General features: G+C 65.1%; 15 protein-coding genes. 9 read left to right on the top strand and 6 right to left on the bottom strand.

Translation table 11 applies throughout. The features are described 5' to 3' along the window. From trbF to AC2S9W_RS14420, 6 genes are all read left to right on the top strand, one after another. Nucleotides 1-684 (top strand): conjugal transfer protein TrbF, encoded by a 684-nt coding sequence (gene trbF, locus AC2S9W_RS14445; protein ID WP_486571088.1) that lies wholly within the window; start codon nucleotides 1-3, stop codon nucleotides 682-684. After that, nucleotides 681-1,517, top strand: coding sequence for a P-type conjugative transfer protein TrbG (gene trbG / locus AC2S9W_RS14440; protein WP_486571087.1), 837 nt, complete (start codon nucleotides 681-683; stop codon nucleotides 1,515-1,517). The genes trbF and trbG overlap by 4 nt, the downstream gene beginning before the upstream one ends. Continuing rightward, the gene (locus AC2S9W_RS14435; RefSeq protein ID WP_486571086.1) at nucleotides 1,514-2,734 is read left to right on the top strand and encodes a TraB/TrbI/VirB10 family type IV secretion system protein; all 1,221 of its coding nucleotides are present in this window, start codon (nucleotides 1,514-1,516) and stop codon (nucleotides 2,732-2,734) included. The genes trbG and AC2S9W_RS14435 overlap by 4 nt, the downstream gene beginning before the upstream one ends. After that, nucleotides 2,731-2,955, top strand: a complete 225-nt coding sequence (locus AC2S9W_RS14430; RefSeq protein ID WP_486571085.1) for a DUF2274 domain-containing protein — start codon at nucleotides 2,731-2,733, stop codon at nucleotides 2,953-2,955. The genes AC2S9W_RS14435 and AC2S9W_RS14430 overlap by 4 nt, the downstream gene beginning before the upstream one ends. Further along, nucleotides 2,955-3,182 (top strand): helix-turn-helix domain-containing protein, encoded by a 228-nt coding sequence (locus AC2S9W_RS14425; RefSeq protein WP_486571084.1) that lies wholly within the window; start codon nucleotides 2,955-2,957, stop codon nucleotides 3,180-3,182. Before AC2S9W_RS14430 ends, AC2S9W_RS14425 begins: the two co-directional genes overlap by 1 nt. Nucleotides 3,183-3,392: 210 nt before the next feature. Beyond that, the gene (locus AC2S9W_RS14420) at nucleotides 3,393-6,446 is read left to right on the top strand and encodes a TonB-dependent receptor domain-containing protein (protein ID WP_486571083.1); all 3,054 of its coding nucleotides are present in this window, start codon (nucleotides 3,393-3,395) and stop codon (nucleotides 6,444-6,446) included. A gap of 191 nt (nucleotides 6,447-6,637) precedes the next feature. Here AC2S9W_RS14420 and AC2S9W_RS14415 read toward each other — a convergent pair whose 3' ends face one another. From AC2S9W_RS14415 to AC2S9W_RS14395, 5 genes are read right to left on the bottom strand one after another with little or no spacing between them, the layout of a single operon-like run. Further along, nucleotides 6,638-7,462: an ABC-2 transporter permease gene (locus AC2S9W_RS14415; RefSeq protein WP_486571082.1), complete on the bottom strand. Its 825-nt coding sequence runs from the start codon at nucleotides 7,460-7,462 to the stop codon at nucleotides 6,638-6,640. Nucleotides 7,463-7,481: 19 nt separating this feature from the next. Continuing rightward, nucleotides 7,482-8,411, bottom strand: a complete 930-nt coding sequence (locus AC2S9W_RS14410; RefSeq protein WP_486571081.1) for an ABC transporter ATP-binding protein — start codon at nucleotides 8,409-8,411, stop codon at nucleotides 7,482-7,484. Then, nucleotides 8,408-9,757 carry a serine hydrolase domain-containing protein gene (locus AC2S9W_RS14405; protein WP_486571080.1) on the bottom strand — a complete coding sequence of 450 codons (1,350 nt, stop codon included), beginning with the start codon at nucleotides 9,755-9,757 and terminating at the stop codon, nucleotides 8,408-8,410. Before AC2S9W_RS14405 ends, AC2S9W_RS14410 begins: the two co-directional genes overlap by 4 nt. A 43-nt stretch (nucleotides 9,758-9,800) precedes the next feature. Next, entirely contained in the window at nucleotides 9,801-11,969 is a 2,169-nt protein-coding gene (locus AC2S9W_RS14400) for an outer membrane protein assembly factor BamB family protein (protein WP_486571079.1), read from the bottom strand. Next, entirely contained in the window at nucleotides 11,966-13,321 is a 1,356-nt protein-coding gene (locus AC2S9W_RS14395; RefSeq protein WP_486571078.1) for an FG-GAP repeat domain-containing protein, read from the bottom strand. Before AC2S9W_RS14395 ends, AC2S9W_RS14400 begins: the two co-directional genes overlap by 4 nt. A gap of 808 nt (nucleotides 13,322-14,129) precedes the next feature. Here AC2S9W_RS14395 and AC2S9W_RS14390 point away from each other — a divergent pair. Further along, on the top strand, nucleotides 14,130-15,056 hold the full coding sequence (locus tag AC2S9W_RS14390; protein ID WP_486571077.1) for a sugar phosphate isomerase/epimerase family protein: 927 nt from the start codon (nucleotides 14,130-14,132) through the stop codon (nucleotides 15,054-15,056). A gap of 26 nt (nucleotides 15,057-15,082) precedes the next feature. On the opposite strand, the gene AC2S9W_RS14385 is transcribed toward AC2S9W_RS14390, so the two are convergent. Continuing rightward, nucleotides 15,083-15,325, bottom strand: coding sequence for a hypothetical protein (locus tag AC2S9W_RS14385; RefSeq protein WP_486571076.1), 243 nt, complete (start codon nucleotides 15,323-15,325; stop codon nucleotides 15,083-15,085). A 195-nt stretch (nucleotides 15,326-15,520) separates the two neighbouring features. Between AC2S9W_RS14385 and AC2S9W_RS14380 the strand changes: the two genes are divergently transcribed. Continuing rightward, nucleotides 15,521-17,086, top strand: coding sequence for a tannase/feruloyl esterase family alpha/beta hydrolase (locus AC2S9W_RS14380; RefSeq protein WP_486571075.1), 1,566 nt, complete (start codon nucleotides 15,521-15,523; stop codon nucleotides 17,084-17,086). A gap of 47 nt (nucleotides 17,087-17,133) precedes the next feature. Beyond that, entirely contained in the window at nucleotides 17,134-18,681 is a 1,548-nt protein-coding gene (locus AC2S9W_RS14375; protein WP_486571074.1) for a carboxylesterase/lipase family protein, read from the top strand. Nucleotides 18,682-18,703: the final 22 nt, after the last annotated feature.

Here is an 18,703-nt window from a genome sequence, read left to right as displayed (position 1 = left end):
ATGTTCCGACGACCGACGACCCATTATGGTAAATTGCCCTCGCCGGTCACGCCCTATCAGCGCGCGGCTCAGGTCTGGGACGACCGCATCGGGGCAGCGCGTGTGCAGGCGAAGAATTGGCGGCTTGCCTTCTTCGCATGCCTAGCGCTCTCGGGCGGGCTCGCCTCGGCGCTCGTATGGCAATCGCTGCGCGGCACGATCACGCCCTGGGTAGTCGAGGTCGACAAGCTCGGCGAGGCGAGGGCGGTCGCACCCGCCGATGCCGATTATTCGCCGACCGATCCGCAGGTCGCGTTCCACCTTGCGCGCTTCATCGAGCATATCCGGTCGATCCCCGCCGATCCCGTTGTGCTGCGTGCGAACTGGCTCAGCGCTTATGACTTCGCGGCGACATCGGGGGCGCAGGCGCTCAACGATTATGCGCGCAACAACGACCCGTTCGCCGAGGTCGGCAAGCGGCAGGTCGCGGTCGATGTGTCGAGCGTGATCCGCGCGTCGAAGGACAGCTTTCGCATCGCCTGGACCGAGCGCCGCTATCAGGACGGCGGGCTCATCGAAACCTCGCGCTGGTCGGCGATCGTGACGGTCACGATCCAGCCGCCGCGCACCCCTGAAGCCCTGCAGAAAAATCCACTCGGTCTCCGGGTGACTGCGATCAATCTTTCGAAGGAGCTCAGCCAATGATCAGAATTTCTCTGCTGGCGGGGGCGGTCCTGTTCGCCCTGCCGCTCCACGCCGCGCCTGTCGATCCGCGCGCGCAGGTCGGCCGCGCCAATGACGCGGCGCGCGTCCAGCCCGAGCGTTCGACGTTCCTGGGGGCGATCCAGCAATATGCCTGGGCCGAGGGCGCGCTGTTCCAAGTTTATACCGCGCCTGGTCAGGTCACCGACATCGTCCTACAGGAGGGCGAGGAACTGGTGGGTCCCGGACCGGTTGCCGCGGGCGATACGGTGCGCTGGATCATCGGCGATACGCTGAGCGGTGCGGGAGCCTCGCGGCGGGTCCATATACTGGTGAAGCCGACGCGGCCCGACATCACGACCAATCTCGTGATCAACACGAGCCGCCGAACCTATCACATCGAACTGCGCGCGACGCCGGCCACCTATATGGCAGCCGTCTCGTGGCGCTATCCGCAGGACGAGCTGATTGCGCTTCGCGCCGCCGAAGCCGAGCGCGTCCGGGCATCGCCGGTTGCTGGCGGCATCGACTTGCCGTCGCTCAATTTTGCGTACCGCATCAGCGGCGACAAGGTGGCCTGGCGCCCCGTGCGGGCATTCGATGATGGCCGCCAGCTCTTCGTCGAGTTCGGGCCCTCGATTGCAACCGCCGAGATGCCGCCGCTGTTCGCGCTCGGCGAGAAAGGGGCCGCCGAGCTTCTGAATTACCGCGTCGACGGTCGCTTCATGATCGTCGATCGTCTGTTCGAGCGGGGCGAGCTCCGTCTCGGCGCCGGGAAGGCGGCGAAGAAGGTGCGCATCGTGCGGGAAGCGCCCGTCCGGCGGGCACAGCCGTGACCCGCCCTGAAGAAATGGCTTCCGAGGCCGCTCATGGTCGCCGTGCCGAAGAGACGGAGGAGGTGGCGCCGGCAAGTCCCGGCGGCTTCCGGCTCGAGGGCGAATTGCCGCGGGTCATGCGCTTGTCGCGCAAGACGCTTGCGGTGCTTGCCGGCGTTGCCGGGGTCGCGATCGGCGGAGCCTTGCTCTGGTCGCTTCGGTCAGTCGAACCGAAAGCCGGTCGGGAACTATTCGAGGTTGCGGAGCCAAACCGCCCTGAAATCATTGCTGGCGGACCTGCTGATTACGCCGCTGTCCCCAAGCTCGGCCCGCCGCTACCTGGCGATCTGGGGCGGCCTATTGTTTCGGCGCAGAAAGCAGGTGAGGCGGTGCCTGATTACAGGATGGCGCCGCCACCCGATCATCGGCAGGCAGCCCGCGAACAGGCTCGGCAGCGCGCTCTGCAGGAGCGGCAGGCCGCCGACGGCAGCGCGCTGTTCCTCGGCGGCAACGTCGGCGCGGTCACGGAAGGATCTGGGGAGGTGCTGCCTCCGCAAGGCCCGTCGGGCAACGAACCTGCCGGAGCGGAGAATGGCCGGAAGGCCTTTCTCGCCGGCGGCCTGCGGGGCGCGAACGAGAGCGACGAGCGCATTGTCTCCCCAAGTTCCGCCTCAATCATCCAGGCGGGGACCGTCATCCCGGCAGCGCTCATAACCGGCATACGGTCGGACCTCCCCGGCCAGATCACGGCGCAGGTGACGGAGAATATCTACGACAGCCCTACCGGGCGCCTTCTTCTGATCCCGCAGGGCGCGCGCCTGATCGGCGAATATGACAGCGAGGTAGCTGCGGGCCAGCGGCGTATCCTTCTGGCCTGGGATCGCATCATTCTGCCCGGCGGGCGCTCGATCGGCCTCGATCGCCAGCCGGGTGCCGATGTGGCAGGCTATGCCGGGCTCGAAGATCGGGTCGACAATCACTGGGGCCGCATGCTGCGCGCGGCGCTCGTCTCCTCGTTGCTCGGCGTGGGGGCGGAACTTGCCGCGGGAGGTGAGGGCGATCTCATTCGCGCGTTGCGGTCGGGAATGCAGGACGGCGCCAACGAGGCCGGGCGGCGCGTCGTCGAGCGCGAACTTTCTGTTCGGCCTACGCTCACCGTCCGTCCGGGCTTCGCGTTCAGGGTCATCGTGACCCGGGACCTTGTTCTGGGCAATAGTTTCGCGGGCGCGATACGATGAGCAAGCTTCGCCTGGGGCCGGTGCTCGAGGAAAAACCGGTCAAGATCACGCTGGAGCTTCCGGGCGCGCTCATGCGCGAGCTTTCGGATTATGCGAGGGTTCATGCCGCCCTCACGGGTTTGGCAAATCCTTTGCCGCCGGAGCGCCTCATCCCTCCCATGATCGAGCGCTTCATCGCCACCGACCGCGAATTTGCGCGACGGCGGCGGAGGGCCGGTTGATGGAGGCGCTCGGTCCCGGCTCCCTGCACCCCTCGTCGCCGCTGGCGATCGAGCCAATATCGATGCGTGTTCCCGATGCTTGCCGCTTCACCGGGATAAGTCGCAGCAGTCTCTATCTGCTCATCTCGCGTGGCGAGGTCGAAATCGTAAAATTGGGATCCTCGACCCTTGTTCTCACCGAGAGCCTCAGAGGTTTCATCGAGCGGCGGCGGCATCGCAGTTTGTGAAAATTCACCGCCAAGCTGAATGGTGGAGTCTCGCTAGCTACGGTGCCGTCTCAGTTCGTGCAGCCCGGAAAACTGGTGCGTTTCGACGTCGGCGCCCACAGTTACAGTCAGGTGGGATTGGAAATATTTACAAGCACGGGTGTTTGAAATATCCTCGTCAGGCAAGCCGAGTCGTCGATGAACACCGGCATTGAAGAGGGGGAGGAATCCATGACCGTTTCGACCAAGGAGTCGCTGCGTGCCACGTTGAGCATGCTGGCCTTTTGTACCGCCGTCGCCGTGGGGACGCCGGCTTACGCACAGAACAGCGGCGACGATGATCTTCAGTCGGAAGAGGAGCAGGAAAGCGCGCCGCGCGACGAGGATATCATTGTCACCGGCACGAGCATCGCCGGGGTCAAACCGACAGGCGCCGAGGCTGTCGTCATTACGCGCGAGGATGCCGAGAAGACCGGTCACACGACGCCCGCCGAGCTGCTGCGCACGCTTCCGCAGGTCCGCACGGGCGAATATGACCGCGAAGGCGGTGTTTCCACCATCTCGCTCCAGAATTCCGCAGGGTCCAACACGGTGAACCTTCGCGGCCTGACGTCGACCTCGAGCACCACCCTCATTCTCGTCGACGGTCGCCGCACGGTCGGCACGGGCGCAAACGTCTCCGCAGTCGATGCCAACCAGGTGCCGCTCGCGGCGCTGCAACGGGTCGAGATCGTCGCCGACGGGGCGTCGGCAATCTACGGATCCGACGCCATCGGCGGGGTCATCAACTATATCCTTCGCAAGGATTATCAGGGCGCGGAGATCTCGCTTCGCGGCAATAACACCCAGGGCGGATTCGAGCGCGGGGTCAGCATCACGGGCGGGACGAGCTGGAATGCCGGCGGCCTCGGCCGCGGTAACATCCTGCTGACCTATGACTATGCAAAGCGCGATCCCTATATCGCGGGAAAGAACCCCTATCTTCGCTACGATCTCACGTCTCTCGGCGGGCCGGACCGGCGGGTGAATGGCGGGATCGCGACGGTCGGCTTTATCCCGTCGATCGTAGTCACCCCCGACGCCGCCACCAATCCGCCGATCAATCCGGTCTTCCCGCGCGCGGGATCGAGCATCTTCTACGGTGTTCCCGAAGGTGCGGGCCCCGGGCTGACGGTCGGACAGCTGCTGGTGAACCAGCCGGCGCTTACCGATTTTTCCTATTTCACCGACTATCTCGGAAAGCAGGACCGTCACCAGGTCTCGCTGTACCTCAATCAGGAACTCGGGCAGTCGCTCGAACTGTTCGTTCAGGGCCGCTACTCTGATCGCAAGACCATTACGCGTAGCACCGAAGCCGTCGGTTCCACGGGCGTAACGCAGGTGCAACTCCGCTCGATGCTGCGCGATGCGAACGGGGCGGTGACCACCACGCCCAACCCCTTCTATGTCTACAATGTCCCGGGCGTATCGCAGGGTTCGCCGGCATTCCCGGGCTTCCCGCCCTTCATTCCTCCGATCCCGGCGCAGCCGGCGGCCGATCTCACGGTTCTCTATCCGGCGCTCAAGGATTTCGGCGCGCGCACCTACCTCGGGAGCGATGAATCTTACAACGTCACCGCCGGGCTGCGCGCAAAGCTACCGGGGAACTGGGAGGGCGAGGTTTCCTACACGCTCGGCCGGAACGAGGGCTGCACCTACTGCCAGATCGGCAGCTATGTGAACACGACCGCGCTCCAGTATCAGATCGATATCGGCGCCATTAATCCGCTGAGCTCCGCGCCGCTGTCGCCGGCGATGCTCGCGAAGGTCTCCGGGACGCAAAAGCAGATCGGCCATAACGGCATCGACGATATCAACGTCAAGCTGAACGGCCCGCTGTTCGCGCTGCCCGGTGGTACCGTCCGCGCGGCGATCGGCGGCGAGCGCAACAAGGTGTTCAACTGGAACGAGAACACATCGCTCGGCGGCATCATGAACCTGCCCACCGTTTTGACCGACAAGAACAACAGCTATTACAGCCGCACGATCACCTCGGCCTATGGCGAGCTCTACGTGCCGCTGGTCGGCGACGACATGAATGTCCCGCTGATGAAGCGCTTCGCCGTTTCGGGCGCGGTTCGTTACGATGACTATAACGATACGGGCAGCACGACCAATCCGAAGTTCGGTTTCACCTGGGAGGTCTCGGACATATTGTCGTTCGGCGGTACCTGGGGCACGTCGTTCCGCGCCCCCGGCATCACCGACAAGAATCCGTCCGCCTATGTGTCCGGATTCGTGACCCTCTATCCGGTGAACTTCGCGAACCTCGACCCGCGCGTCGTGAACGACCTCTGCTTCGGCCCGGGTCTCTGTTTCACAACCGCGGGCATTCTCTTCGGCTCGAACCCCGACCTCAAGCCCGAGCGCTCGACGAACTGGTCTCTCTCGGCCGCGTTCAAGCCCGGCGGCGGTTTCAAAGCCAACGCCACCTATTACAACATCCGCTTCAAGGACCGGCTCGTCTTTCCGGCGACGATCGCCCAGTTTCCGCTGGGCCCCGATGCGGGCAGCAATCCGCCAACCTATAGCGGCTATGAAAGTTATATCACGCCGATCAACAACCCTGCGACGTGCAACAATGGCGATATTTCGACCGCCGATCCGGCGCTCCAGTCAATCTTGAGCACGCCGATCTACACGGCTGGCGGCGGCGTCTCGACGCTCGGCGGCTTCTCGAACTTCTGCTCGATCCGCGTCCTGCTCGACTCGCGTTTCCAGAACCAGTCGGAGACCTTTACCGATGGCCTCGACCTCAGTGCGAGCTGGGAAAAGGAGGTTGGCGAGGTCTTCCTCAACATCGGCGCCAGCGCGAACGTCATTCTCAATTTCAAGGAACGGGTAATCGACGATTCGGTCCAGCTGAGCACGCTGGGGCTGCTTTCGGCCCGGTCGGTAAAGTGGCGCGGCCGCGGCAATATCGGGGCCTATTGGCGCGGTGCCAGCGCGACGCTCTTCGCCAACTACACCGGGCCTTTCACTAACGATCAGGCGCGCAACCCGATCAACGCTGTCCTTCCCAATGAGAGGGTCCCGTCCTACACGACCTTCGATCTCAACCTTGGCTATTCGACCGATTTCGCCAAGCGCAAGTCGCCGCTGAAGTCGCTCCGCTTTTCGCTGACGATCCAGAATTTGTTCAATGACACGCCGCCGCTCGTGAGGCAGTCGGAGAAGGTCATTGCCGATGCCCATGGCATACCCTTCGGCCGCACCGCAGCGTTCCAGATTACTGCAGGCTTTTAGGGCCGGGCCGACGCCAGCATCTGCCCGGAGGCCGGCACGGACGAATGAAGGAGGCGGGCCGTCGGTCCGCCTCCTCTTTTCTTTGGATGAGGCGGGAGCGAATTCGGGCGCGCCGCAATCTTCGGCCCGGTCATAATTTGCCTTCGCAGCTCGGGAACCGCACGGCACTCCGCTCCATTATGCCGGACCGCTCAGCTAAGGTCTTGCCGCTCGAAGCTATTGATCGCTAGCGCCCCCAGTGCTGCCGTCCATGCGCCGACGATGGCAAGCGAGTGGACGAGGCCCGGTGTAAGCGCAATGTCCGGCGGGAAAATCAGGGTGAGCGCCCTGCCTTCCTGGAACCAGCTTTTGATATTGCCGAGATGATGGAAGGGCAGGATTTCGGCCAGCGTCGCCGCAATGCCGGGTGCATAGCCGTGCGCGTACAAGGCCGCTGCGGGGAAAAGTCCTTCGATCGTGATGAAAGCGACCGCGAGGAGGAGCGCGCCGAGCGATGAGCGTGTGAGAACGGACAGGCAGGTCGCGAGGACGACCGTGTAGAGCGTGGGGGCGAGCACGGCTGCAAAACCGCCGACATGCGCTGAAAGAAGCCCCGCCGCCGTCACGCCGGCCGGGATCGCCGGACCGGCCAGCGCGGCGCCCAGAAGCGCGCTGGCGAGCATCACGACATCGGCGGCGATAAAGGCCGCGATGAGCAGGGCGAAGGCGGCGATGATCTTGGCCGCGATGAGCTGCCAGCGTGCGCGCGCCGGGACGATGAGCTTCCAGGTGTTCCAGCCATATTCGCTCGCAGTGCAGAAGACGGCGAAGCTCGCGACCAGATATCGGCCGAACGTGGTCTGGGGAAAGAGCCAGAAGTTGGCGGTCTCCGCCGTCCAGGCCGCGGCACCTGAAGGCGGCGACGCCGGCTTGCCGGTCGCAAGCCCATAGGCGATGACGAGGGCGCCGAGGACCAGGAGAAGGATCGGATAGCTCCAGGCGAGGAGCCAGGTCGCGCGGAGGCGCAAGAGTTTCAACAGCTCGGCCGATAGCGCGTCAATCATTCTGGTCTCCGGTCATTTCGAGGAAGATGGACTCGAGATTTTCCTGTTTTGCGTGCACGGCATAGACGTCGATCCCCGCCTCGACGAGGCGGCGGACCACCGCGGGTAAATCCTCGCGTGCGACATCGATCTCGACGTGGCCGTCCCCCGGATGGCAGGGCCAAGATCCGCCCAGAAGCGTCGCGGCCGCCACGGCATCCCCGACCTCGACGATCGACCGCCTGCCAGCCGCGAGAAGTTCGCCGATTGGCGCCTCGCGAACGAGACGGCCGCGCGCGACGATCGCGACGCGGTCGCAAAGCTGCTGTACCTCGTGCAGCAAATGGCTCGAAAGGAAGACCGCCTTGCCGTCGGCAGCAAGCGATCTGATGAGCGAGCGCATATCGCGAATGCCCGCCGCGTCGAGGCCGTTGGTCGGCTCGTCGAGAATGACCAGTTCGGGATCGTTGAGCAGCGCTGCTGCGACGCCAAGGCGCTGCTTCATCCCGAGCGAATATTCCTTCACCTTGCGGCGCCCGCCGGCGGCAAGATCGACGCGCTCCAGCAGGATGTCGATCGGCGGATCGACGAGCCCCATCGTCTTGCCGAGGATCCGCAGATTGTCGCGCCCGCTGAGGTGAGGATAGAAGGACCCGCCGTCGGCGAGCGAGCCGACGCGGCGAAGCGGGCCGCGATCGCGCGCAAGATCGTGGCCGAAGAGACGCACGGTGCCTGCGGTTGGCGCGATCAGGCCGAGCGCCATGCGGATGGTCGTGCTCTTGCCGGCCCCGTTCGGTCCCAGGAAGCCGTAAACCTCGCCGCGGGTCACCGTCAGCGATATCCCGTCGACGGCCCTGACGTCGGCGCCGCGGCGTCTGTATGTCTTGCCGATACCCTCGAGTTCGAGGATCGCAGGTCCTGCCGTGTCCATCATTCGGGTCATGCGCCGGCCCTCCGCGCCGCGAGATCGGCGTTGACCGCCTTGTCGAACTCCTCTCCGACATTGGGCTGGCTGGCGCCATTGATCATCATCGTCGCGCGGACGCGGGTGACGGGATCGGTCCAGGCGCGCGTACCGGCGGCGCCATCCCAGCCGAATGTCCCCCGATGCCTTCCAAAGCTGTCGACCTCCACCGTCGTCACGAAGCCGCCGGCGCCCATTCCGGCGGCTTCGTCCCGTGGAACGGGTCCGAAATTCAGGAGGGCCACATTGGCAGGCAGAAGGTTCGTCCGGGCGAGGCGCGCGGTCTTCTCGCTGAGGATCCGCACCGACCCGAGTCTGCCGTCGCCGGCAAGCATCCGGAGGAACCTGTCATAGTCGCGGGCTGTCGAGACGAGGCCTGCACCGCCATAAGGAAAGCTCGGTTTGTCGAGATAGATGGAATCGGTGCCGGCATCGACCACGGCATAGGGGCTGGCACCCCCGTCGGTGCTGCCCGGAGCGATGAAGGCGGCGACGGCCTTGGGAAGATAGAAAGTGGCAAATCGCGCGGTCTCGCTCCTGGGGACCTGCCAGTAGGTCGACGTCATCTTCAGCGGTCCGAACATCCGCTGCTGCAGAAAATCCTCATAGGGCATGCCGGCGGCGCGCTCGATGACCGCGGCGAGGACGTCGAGACCCATCGAATAGGAGAATTTCTGGCCCGGATCGGCGACGAGGCCGGCGTGGCCGGCGCGTTCGGCGAACGCCTGAAGCGTTGCGGGGCGAAGGGGGCGCAGCTCGGTCTCGCCGGCGCGGTTGAACATATAGGGGAGCAGTCCGTCCTTCTTGAGCGCTTCGGCCGCGGGTCCGGCAGCCGCGATCCCGTAATTCAGTCCCGAACTATGCGTCATGAGGTCGCGCACGGTGACCGGCCGCGACGCGGGCCTGGTAGCCAGGCTTTTCGACGGCTCGACGAGCACCTGGCTTTGTTTGAAGGACGGGATGAAGTCGCCGACCGGCTGATCGAGCCGAAGCTTTCCTTCGTCGACGAGGATCATCGCGGCAATGCCGGTCACCGGCTTGGTCATCGAATAGATCCGCCACAGCGTATCGGGACCGGTCGGTGCAGCGCCGGGATCCTGCGCAATGCGTCCGGCCGAAATGAAGGTCGGCGCCTCATCGCCGACACCGACCGCGATCGCGATCGAAGGGACGCCGCCCGAGGCCACCATTCGGTCGGCAAAGGCCTGCACCGCAGGAAACTCCGATTGCGTCCGGGCGCTCGGGGCGGGGGCGGCGGGTGGAACCTGATTTTGGGCCGCGCAGCCGGAAAGGAAAAGAAGCGGCAGAATATATTTCAGCGTCATGGCGATCTTTCTCTGGATCCGAGGCTAGGGCGCGTTTTTCCGGCTATTGGCCGGTAGGCAGTGCGAAGGCGAGATAGGCGTTGCGGCCGGGGGCGCTGCCGGGAAGTTCAAACATGCCAAAAGCCCCTCCGAATCCGGCGGTCACCAGAATAAACTGGCGCCCCCGGTAGCGATAGCTGATGAGCCCGCCGCGCGGGTGCGACGGAAGTGCGCCGCTCCACAGCGGCTTGCCGGTGTCGCTGTCATAGGCATGGAGCTTTCGATCGGCCTCGGTTGCAACAAAAACCAGACCGCCAGCGGTGATGAGGAGGCCGCCCTTGATGAATGCGCGTCCGGTGGGCGCGGCTCGTCCCGGGACCGTTCCCACAGGAACCTGCCACAGGATCTTCCCGCTATTGAGGTCGTAGCTGGTCAATGTCTGCCAAGGCGGGCGAACCGTGAAATCCACCTGATTGTAGCCCGTGCGGTAGCGCATCGAGCCGTTGGGGGAGCGATCGGCGGTCTCGGTCCCCGGCATCCGAAGCGGCGAGCTCGCCCCCGGCGGCGGCGAAGCGGCTGCCGGGAGACGCCCCTCGGTGCGCAAATAGGTGCTCAAGGCATCGAGATCGGCGCTCGCGAGATGCGCGAAGGACGGCATGGTGGCCCGGCCCATCCTGATGACGGAACGCATGTCGGCTTCGGGCATCCGCGCCGCGATCCCGGCGAGGCCGGGAATGCCGCTCTGACCCTTGCGGTCCTCGCCGTGGCACATGGCGCAACTCTCGGCGTAAATCGCCGCGCCCTTGCCCGAAGCGGCAGCGATCCGCTCGAGTTCCGCTTTGTCGACGGGCGCTTTGAGCTGGAGCATGGCCGGCAGGTTGATCGAAACGACATAATATCGACCCAGCGGACCGGCGCCGGTCTGCCCCCAGTTTGCGCCGCCATGATTGCCCGGCATCTGCACCGTCTCGCGGTCGAGAGCCGGCGGGGTGAAAATTCCCTCGTTCCGCGCCTTGCGCATTCGCTCGGCGAAAGCCTCGCGCTCGGCCTCGGGCATTTCGGGGTCGAGATCGGCCTCGGTGAAGCTTTGCCGCGCAAAGGGGGGAAGCGTCGAGAAAGGCTGGGTGGGCGAGGAATATTCGCCGGGGACATCCGACTGCGGCACGGGACGCTCGACGATCGGGAAGAGGGGCTTTCCGGTCACGCGGTCGAACACATAAAGAAAGCCGGTCTTTCCGGCCGCTGCGACCGCATCGACGCTTTTTCCGCCGCGCCGCACGGTGAGGAGCGTCGGCGAGGCGACCATGTCATAGTCCCAAAGATCGTGATGAACGGCCTGGAAGTGCCAGAGATATTTCCCGGTGCGGGCGTCGAGCGCGACGAGACTGTTTGCGTAGAGATTGTCGCCCTTCCGGTCCCCGCCGTAGAAATCATATACGGCGGAACCCGTCACGAAATAGAGAATCCCCCGCTTTTCATCGACCGTGTGGCCGCCCCAGGCGTTGGCGCCGCCGCTATAGCTCCAGGCATCGGCCGGCCAGCTCTCCGCGCCTTGCTCGCCAGGACGCGGAACCGTGTGGAAGGTCCAGACAAGCTTTCCCGTTCGGACATCGAACGCACGGACATCGCCCGGCGGCGAATCATAATTTTCCCCCGTTATCGAGCCGAGGATCAGGAGATTCTCGAACACCCGGCCCGGCGACGTCGGGGCAATCCGGCGGATCTTCTGGGGATCGCGATCGAGCCCTTGGCGAAGATCGATGCGGAAGTCTGGATATATTGTCCCGGTTTTTGGGTCCAGCGCGCGCACCGACGTGGCGGATGGAAGAAAGACGCGCTCTTCCTTGCCATCGGGGCTGCGCCAATAGGCTAAGCCGCGCAGGCCGCGATAGGCGACATTGTCCTCGGTCCGCCACAGCTGGCGCCCGGTGCCCGGGTCGAGCGCCACGATGGCGCCGCCTTCGCCGACAAGGATCAGCCGGTCGGAGAGGACAAGAGGCTCGCATGAAAGGGCGATGTCGCCGACTTCATAGGCCCAGGCCTGGGTCAAATCGCCCACGTTCGTGCGGTCGATATCTGTGAACGGCGAAAAATGGCTTGCCGCGGCATCGCTTTCGAAGCTGGTCCACCCCGTCGCCTCTTTGGCAGGGCGCGCGCCGATCGCAGCCGGGAGGACCGCGCTGGCGATGGCTAGCAAGACAAGGCTCGCGCGAAGAGAGGGGCGATCGTTCATTTTTTTGCGCCTTTTTTCCTGTGACCTGTCAGGAATACCCAGCTTCCATCGACACCCGAGGTCGCAACATCGGGTAGCGAATCCCCGTCGATGTCCCCCACGGTGAGCGCCGAGCCGACGCCGGCGCGATTGCTGATGATCTCGGGCTCGAAGCGAACGCCGCCCCCGGCGGACCTGTCCCTTATTCCCCGGTAGAGAAGAAGATAGGCGGGGCCGCCCGGATCGGGATCGGCGTGGCTGTCGAGGTGGGCCCAGCGCTTCTTGCCCGTGAAAAAGTCGATCACGCCGTCGCCATCTACGTCGCGGGCAACGACGCCTGCGTGGAGCTGCGAGACCGTCAGCCCGCCGGGATTGAGGCCGCGGTAGTCCCCCATGATCAAATGCGGGCGGAAATCGATCTTGCCGGCATTCCGGACCTGTTCATACCAGGCAAGGCCGAAGCCATGCGCGTTGATCGACGTGATGACGTCGGCAAGGCCGTCGCCATTGACATCGACCACCGCCATCTCGCCGCCGCCTTCGACGCGATCGCCGGGATGCTCGGGATTTGAGAAGAGATAGGGATGGAACTGCCATTCGGCCGAAAAGAGCCCGCTTGCGGGCTGCTGCCACCAGCCGTCGGCCTGAAGGATGTCCTTGCGGCCGTCGCCGTCGATGTCGCCGGCGCCGAACCCGTGCAGCCTCGCTCCCGGTCCCGACACGAAGAAGACCGGCCATGGTTCGGTCGCCTTGCCTGGCGCGGGCTGCGCAATCGCCACCCGACCGGCCTGGACGAGGAGAAGCTCGGGAGTGCCGTCGCCATCGAGATCCTCGAGCAGGGTGAGTTCGGAGATATTGCCCGGCACGACCATATGCCGCTCCCATCGCCGCGGCTCGCCGCGCGGGTTTACGAGAAGCGCCATTTGCCGCGCTTCGGTCACGAGAATGTCGGGCCAGCCATCGCCGGTGAAATCATGCGCATGGGTGATCATGTTCGCGGCATATTGATTGCCGGGACTGAAGCTGCTCGCGACATAAAGCTCGCGTCGAAGCGTGAAATCGGGTCCGAGATAATAATAGGGGCCCGCGACAAGGTCGTTGTATCCGTCGCGGTTGATGTCGGCGATAGCCGTGTCCCACGCATAGCTCAAATCGTCGAGCTTGACTGCCCGGTAGCGCGGCGACGCGACCTCGGCGGGTCGTTGCTGTGCGCCCAGATCCTTGACGGCAATATGGCGGAAGCGGACCTCGCCCGTGCCCGGTCCGACATAGAGCGCGACTTGGCCGAAACCATCCGCGCCGCCCGGCATGACCCCAGTGTGCTTGCGGCCATCGTTGAAGCTTGCGAGCGCAATATCGGTGTCGCCGAGCAACTCGATGCTGTTCCACTCACCGGGACGAAAGCCGCCAGCAGCATCTGCGCTACGGCTGGGTGAGGGCGGGGCATAGGATGGCGAACGGGTGGGTGCGGCATCCGCCCGGCCGGGAAGCGGGATGACCGGGGCCGAAAGCTTGGGAAAGAGGGGACGAAGCGGGTTGTCGACGCCCGGGACGGACGGCGCGGCACCTGCAGCCATTCCCCCTTTGGGAACCGAAAAGCGGCTCTGACCGCCGCCGCCGGTGAGCGCCTCGAACCTCGGTTCGCCACCTTGTTCCGAGACCCCGGCAAGTCCAGCCGACCGACTGCCGAAACGCGCCACGGTGCCGTTCCAATGTCCATCGGTCCCGGAGAATGAACGGATCTGGATACCCGCCTCGCAAGGGGCAGAGCACCGAAACTCGGCATAGGCGGCGACGTCCTGGAGTCGCGGAGGCAGGATGAGCCAGCCTCCCTTGCTTCCCGCACGCGGTCGCGCGACGATTTCCTGGCCCGTGCTGCTCCAGTCGACATCGCCGACACTTGCGAAGCTTTCGGGAGGCTCTCCATCATATCGGTAATCGGGTTGCCAGTCGGCGACGGGGGAGGGGGTGGTTGCCAGCGCGGTTGCAGCGCTTGTTGCCGCCAGCGCGATAAGGATTCCGGCGATGTGCCTCATATAGTCTCCCCAGAACGTCGACTCCGGTTAATTGCCGGTAGCGTGTCGGACAGCCTAGTGTTAAAGTGGCCATATAACAAGCGGGCTAGACTGCTTGTTAAAAGAGAGCCGGATTGCATGATCCGGTCGGAGTGAGGAGAAGGTGATGAAAGACGCAGCTGTAAACAGGCGGGCTTTTCTCGCCGGCACGGCCGCAGCGCTGCTCGCCGCGGGTCCCGCTGCAGTCGCGCGCCCCACCGCCGCCGCGCGAATCGGCGTGACCACCGTTTCGCTCCGCGACCTCATTCCCTTTCGCCTGCCAGGCGCACCGCCCCCGCCCAAGGGCAGGCTCGATCTGGTCGGCGCGCCGCACTTCGTCGCCGACACCCTCGGTCTTCGCAAACTCGAATTATGGAATCTTCAGTTCGAGGAAACCACGGAAGCCTATTGCCGGTCGGTGGCGGCCGCGGCGTCGCAGAGCGGCGTCGAGATCATCAACGTCCAGGTCGACAGCCGCCTCGATCTCGGCGCCGCGGCGGATAGCGACCGTGAAGCGGCGCTTGCCGAAGCGAGGGCCTGGATCGATCGGGCGGCCCTGCTCGGCGCGCCCTCGCTGCGCGTCAACATGAGCAGTCTTAATCCGAAATCTCCATTCGACGTCACGCGGACCGCGTCGGCCTTCTCCGAACTTGCACGCCATGCAGCGCCGAAAAACATCATGCTCCTCACCGAGAATCACTTCGGACACAGCGTGAAAATCGAGAATGTGGTGGCGCTCCTCGAGGCGATCGACCTTCCGAATGTTCGAACCATCTTCGACTGGGGCAATGTCCCCGGCGCGACGACGGAATCGGTTATCGCTGCTGCCGAAAGGCTCGCGCCTTGGCTGCATCTCGTCTCTGCCAAGGGCAGCGAATTCGATGCCGACTATCGCGCGGTCAATTATGATGTGGCCGCGATCGTGCGGGCGACCGAGAGACTGGGATTCCGGGGCGACTACTCGATCGAACTCTTCGGGCCCACGCCGACAGGCTTCGACCCGGTCAAAGCGATCACGGCAATGCGATTGGCGATCGAGGCCGGGCTCGGCTGAGCCCCCCGCTCGCGCCGGCGCCTTCTTCAGCCGCCGGACAAAAGCTGCCGCGCGGCTTCAATCAATAGCATCGTCCCGGCAAGGATCACCAGTCCCTGCGCCACATCGCGGATGGGGCGCCAACGCTTTTCTGCGGGTACTGCGCGCTCGTCGCGCGGCGCCCTTGTACCGTGCGTCAGTTCGTGCGCTGTGTCGCGGTCACGAAACGGAAGAACGACCGCAGTGTGCGCCCCGTCGTCCACCATCTTGCTATCACCGATTTGTTGCATGCCTCTCCCCGATTTGCGGCGGCGCCCCCCGGCGCCTTCACTTTGTGCGGCTGCGTCTTCGCATGCCTGCCGGGCGCACGCTATTCCAGTCGGCTCGCCAAGTCAAATTTGCAGTCAACATTGACCGGAATAGTCAGTTTGGCTACGCATCGAAGATGAAGACCCGGGCGACCCGGGCGCAGGTGGAGAGGCGCTATGGCGATAATTTCGAGGCTAGCGATAGGGTCGGGTATTGCCGCCATTGTTTATGCTGCGGCTTCCGGGGGCGTGGCTGCGGGGGAGCAGGCCGGCGGGGCATTCGCGGCGCGCTGCAGCGGCCTTGAGGGGAAAAGCTTCGGAGGCGCTGCCGTGACGAGCGCCGGACATGTGGCTGCGGGAACGGCGCTCCCGCCCTTCCAGCGGTCCTTCGGCCCGGCCTTTTGCCGCGTCAAGGCGGTTACAAAGCCCGCTGCAGGATCCGAGATCAAGTTCGAAATCTGGCTCCCCGACGATTGGAACGGGAAGTTCGTCGGGATCGGTGGAGGCGGGTTCGAAGGATCCTACGCGCAGGCAAATATCGCTCTGCGAAGGCCTGTGGGCGCCCGCTACGCTGCCGTCGTGACCAACGCGGGTCACGATGTGTCGCCCGCGCCGAAATGGGCGCTGGGGCATCCGGAACGGATCGCGGATTTCGGCCACCGCGCGAACCATCTCGGTGCGCGCTTCGGCAAAGCAGTCGTCGCGGATTATTATGGGGCGCAAGCCTCGCGGTCGATCTTTCACGGATGTTCGAACGGCGGCCGCGATGCGCTGATGCTCGCGCAGCGCTATCCGGCCGATTATGACGCGATCGCGGTCGGCGCGCCCGCCAATGATTTTTCGGGGCTCATGGCCTCGTTCGCGCGGGTGCGTCAAATGACACAGGCTGCCGCCGGCTCGCCCGGTTTCGCGGACAAGCTGAAGCACGTCCGCGCGGCCGCCATCGCGAAGTGCGATCGACTCGACGGCGCGGCCGACGGCATCATCGGCAATCCCGCCTCGTGCCGTTTCGATCCTGCAAAACTGGCCTGCAAGGCCGGGGCTTCGGGTGATGCCTGCCTGACGGCGTCCGAGGTCGCGGCGGTGAAGGCGGTCTATGCTCCGGTAGCGCTGCGGTCGGGTGCGCTTGTCATGCCCGGCCTGCCGCCGGGCAGCGAATATCAATGGGAGAGCTGGCTCCTCGGCAAGACCGCAGCGGGGCCGGGAATGGCGACGAATTTCTACCGCTACTTCGTCCATGGCGATCCCGAATGGGACCCGGCGCGCTTCGATCTCGACAGCGACTGGCGCGCCGGACGCGCAAGCGTGAGCCCTGCGATCGACGCGCTCGACCCTGACATTTCGCCGTTCCTGAAGCGCGGCGGCAAGCTTCTCATCTATCATGGCTGGGACGATGCAGCGATCCCAGCGGGAAATACGCTTCGATATGATACCGCGATGCGGCGCGCCGTCGGCCCGAAGCTCGCCGCCTCGACCCGTCTTTTCATGCTTCCGGGCGTCGCCCATTGTGCGGGCGGCGAGGGACCCGACACGATCGATTATATCGGCGAAGTCGACCGCTGGGCCGAAAGCGGAACGGCGCCCGACCGGCTGACCGCGACCCAGTTCGACAATCCCCTCGCTGCGCTCATGGGCGAACCCGCGAAGCAGGTCCGTACGCGGCCCGTCTGCGCCTGGCCGAAATCGGCACGCAATGCAGGAAAGGGGCCGCTCGGCGACGCATCGAGCTGGGTGTGCCGCTGATGCTCAGGCACATTGGCGCAGCGACTGGCGGTACTGCGCTTCGGAGAATGACGTCGAGGAACGGTGGCCGCGCTCTCCTTGTCGCGCTCCTCGCGGCAACGTCATTGCCGACTGCGGCGGCGGCGCATGGTCCGCTTGTCGTGACGGAAGGCGGTGAAGTCGAAGGCGCGGTCGAGAAGGGCGTGCGCGTGTTCCGCGGTGTCCCTTATGCCCGTCCGCCGGTCGGCGCGCTTCGCTGGCGCGCCCCCGAGGCGGCTCCCGCCTGGAGCGACCGGCTGAAAGCGACGAATTTCGCGCCCTCCTGTCCGCAGGGGGAACCGAAACCCTTCGGACCCTATACGCCTTCGTTCCTGATTGCAGGCAAGCAATCCGAGGACTGCCTCTATCTCAATATCTGGACGCCGCGCGCCGCTCGAAAGCGGCCGGTACTCGTCTTCGTCCATGGCGGCGGCTTCATGTCGGGCGGCGCCGATATCGCCTCCTATGACGGTGCAAGCCTGGCGGCACAGGGCGCGGTCGTCGCGACGATCAACTATCGTCTCGGCCGGCTCGGATTCTTCGCGCACGGCGACCTCGCGAAAGAGTCGCCTCATGGCGCGTCGGGCAATTATGCGCTTCTCGACATCGTCGCGGCGCTGAAATGGGTGAAGGCGAATATCGGCTCGTTCGGAGGAGATCCGGACAATGTCACGATCGCCGGGCAGTCGGCGGGGGCGGCGCTCGTGACCGGCTTGCTTGTCTCGCCCCTCGGGCGGGGCCTTTTCGAGCGGGCGGTCATCCATAGCGGCCCGGTGATCGGCATACCGAACCAGCCGCTCGCTGCCGCCGAGGCCTTTGGCGCGACGAGCATGGCAAGGGCCGGCGCTGCCGATATCGCTGCGCTGCGGGCTCTTGGCGCGGAAAAGATATTGAGTGCGCCGTTCGTCGGCCTGCCGCTGCCTGTGACCGATGGGCGCGTCCTCCCGGCCTGGCCCGAGTCGCCGTCGACCGCGCTCGCCTCGCGGGTCCCGGTCATGATCGGCTATACGCGCGAGGAATCCGACCCCGGGGCCGATCCTGGCACCATAGCCGCCTTCGAAGCCGAGGTACATAAGCGCTTCGGCGCACTCGCGCCGCGCGTGCTCGCGCTCTATCCCCATAAGAGCGACAAGGAAGCCGCGGCCTCGGCGCAGCGGTTGGGGCGCGACCGGCGTGTTGCCGGCATGATCCTCTGGGGGGAGCGGCGTGCTGCGGAGGGCGTGCCGGTCTTTGCCTATCATTTCGAACATGTTTTTCCGGGTACCGATCCTGCGCGCTACCGCGCCTTCCATACCGCGGACATTCCCTATTTCTTCGGCGCGCTGGATTTGCCCGACGCCCGATTTGGCGAGCGCGACCGCGCGATTGCCCGGTCGATGCAGGCGCGGCTTCTCGCCTTCATGGACAGCGGCGATCCCGGCAAGGGCGCGGCGAGCGATCGGTGGAGAAGGGTGACCTCGGATCCGGCCTCGATCTGGCGCATCGATCCGGCGGACGCGGAGCCGCTGCTCGATTCCGAGCGGCTCGCCCTGTTTCGCGACCATGAAGCGCGAGGCGGGGCGCTCGGGCTGTTCTGAAGCGCTGCGCTCGTGGTGGGGC

This window comes from Sphingopyxis sp. 550B (assembly GCF_057401805.1).
This window is presented reverse-complemented; position numbering and strand designations above follow the sequence as displayed.

What these genes read in the sequence shown, in the direction of transcription:
- trbF (WP_486571088.1), top strand. Translation starts at nt 1, where the DNA reads ATGTTCCGACGACCGACGACCCATTATGGTAAATTGCCCTCGCCGGTC.
- trbG (WP_486571087.1), top strand. Translation starts at nt 681, where the DNA reads ATGATCAGAATTTCTCTGCTGGCGGGGGCGGTCCTGTTCGCCCTGCCG.
- AC2S9W_RS14430 (WP_486571085.1), top strand. Translation starts at nt 2,731, where the DNA reads ATGAGCAAGCTTCGCCTGGGGCCGGTGCTCGAGGAAAAACCGGTCAAG.
- AC2S9W_RS14425 (WP_486571084.1), top strand. Translation starts at nt 2,955, where the DNA reads ATGGAGGCGCTCGGTCCCGGCTCCCTGCACCCCTCGTCGCCGCTGGCG.
- AC2S9W_RS14420 (WP_486571083.1), top strand. Translation starts at nt 3,393, where the DNA reads ATGACCGTTTCGACCAAGGAGTCGCTGCGTGCCACGTTGAGCATGCTG.
- AC2S9W_RS14410 (WP_486571081.1), bottom strand. Translation starts at nt 8,411, where the DNA reads ATGACCCGAATGATGGACACGGCAGGACCTGCGATCCTCGAACTCGAG.
- AC2S9W_RS14405 (WP_486571080.1), bottom strand. Translation starts at nt 9,757, where the DNA reads ATGACGCTGAAATATATTCTGCCGCTTCTTTTCCTTTCCGGCTGCGCG.
- AC2S9W_RS14400 (WP_486571079.1), bottom strand. Translation starts at nt 11,969, where the DNA reads ATGAACGATCGCCCCTCTCTTCGCGCGAGCCTTGTCTTGCTAGCCATC.
- AC2S9W_RS14390 (WP_486571077.1), top strand. Translation starts at nt 14,130, where the DNA reads ATGAAAGACGCAGCTGTAAACAGGCGGGCTTTTCTCGCCGGCACGGCC.
- AC2S9W_RS14385 (WP_486571076.1), bottom strand. Translation starts at nt 15,325, where the DNA reads ATGCAACAAATCGGTGATAGCAAGATGGTGGACGACGGGGCGCACACT.
- AC2S9W_RS14380 (WP_486571075.1), top strand. Translation starts at nt 15,521, where the DNA reads ATGGCGATAATTTCGAGGCTAGCGATAGGGTCGGGTATTGCCGCCATT.
- AC2S9W_RS14375 (WP_486571074.1), top strand. Translation starts at nt 17,134, where the DNA reads ATGACGTCGAGGAACGGTGGCCGCGCTCTCCTTGTCGCGCTCCTCGCG.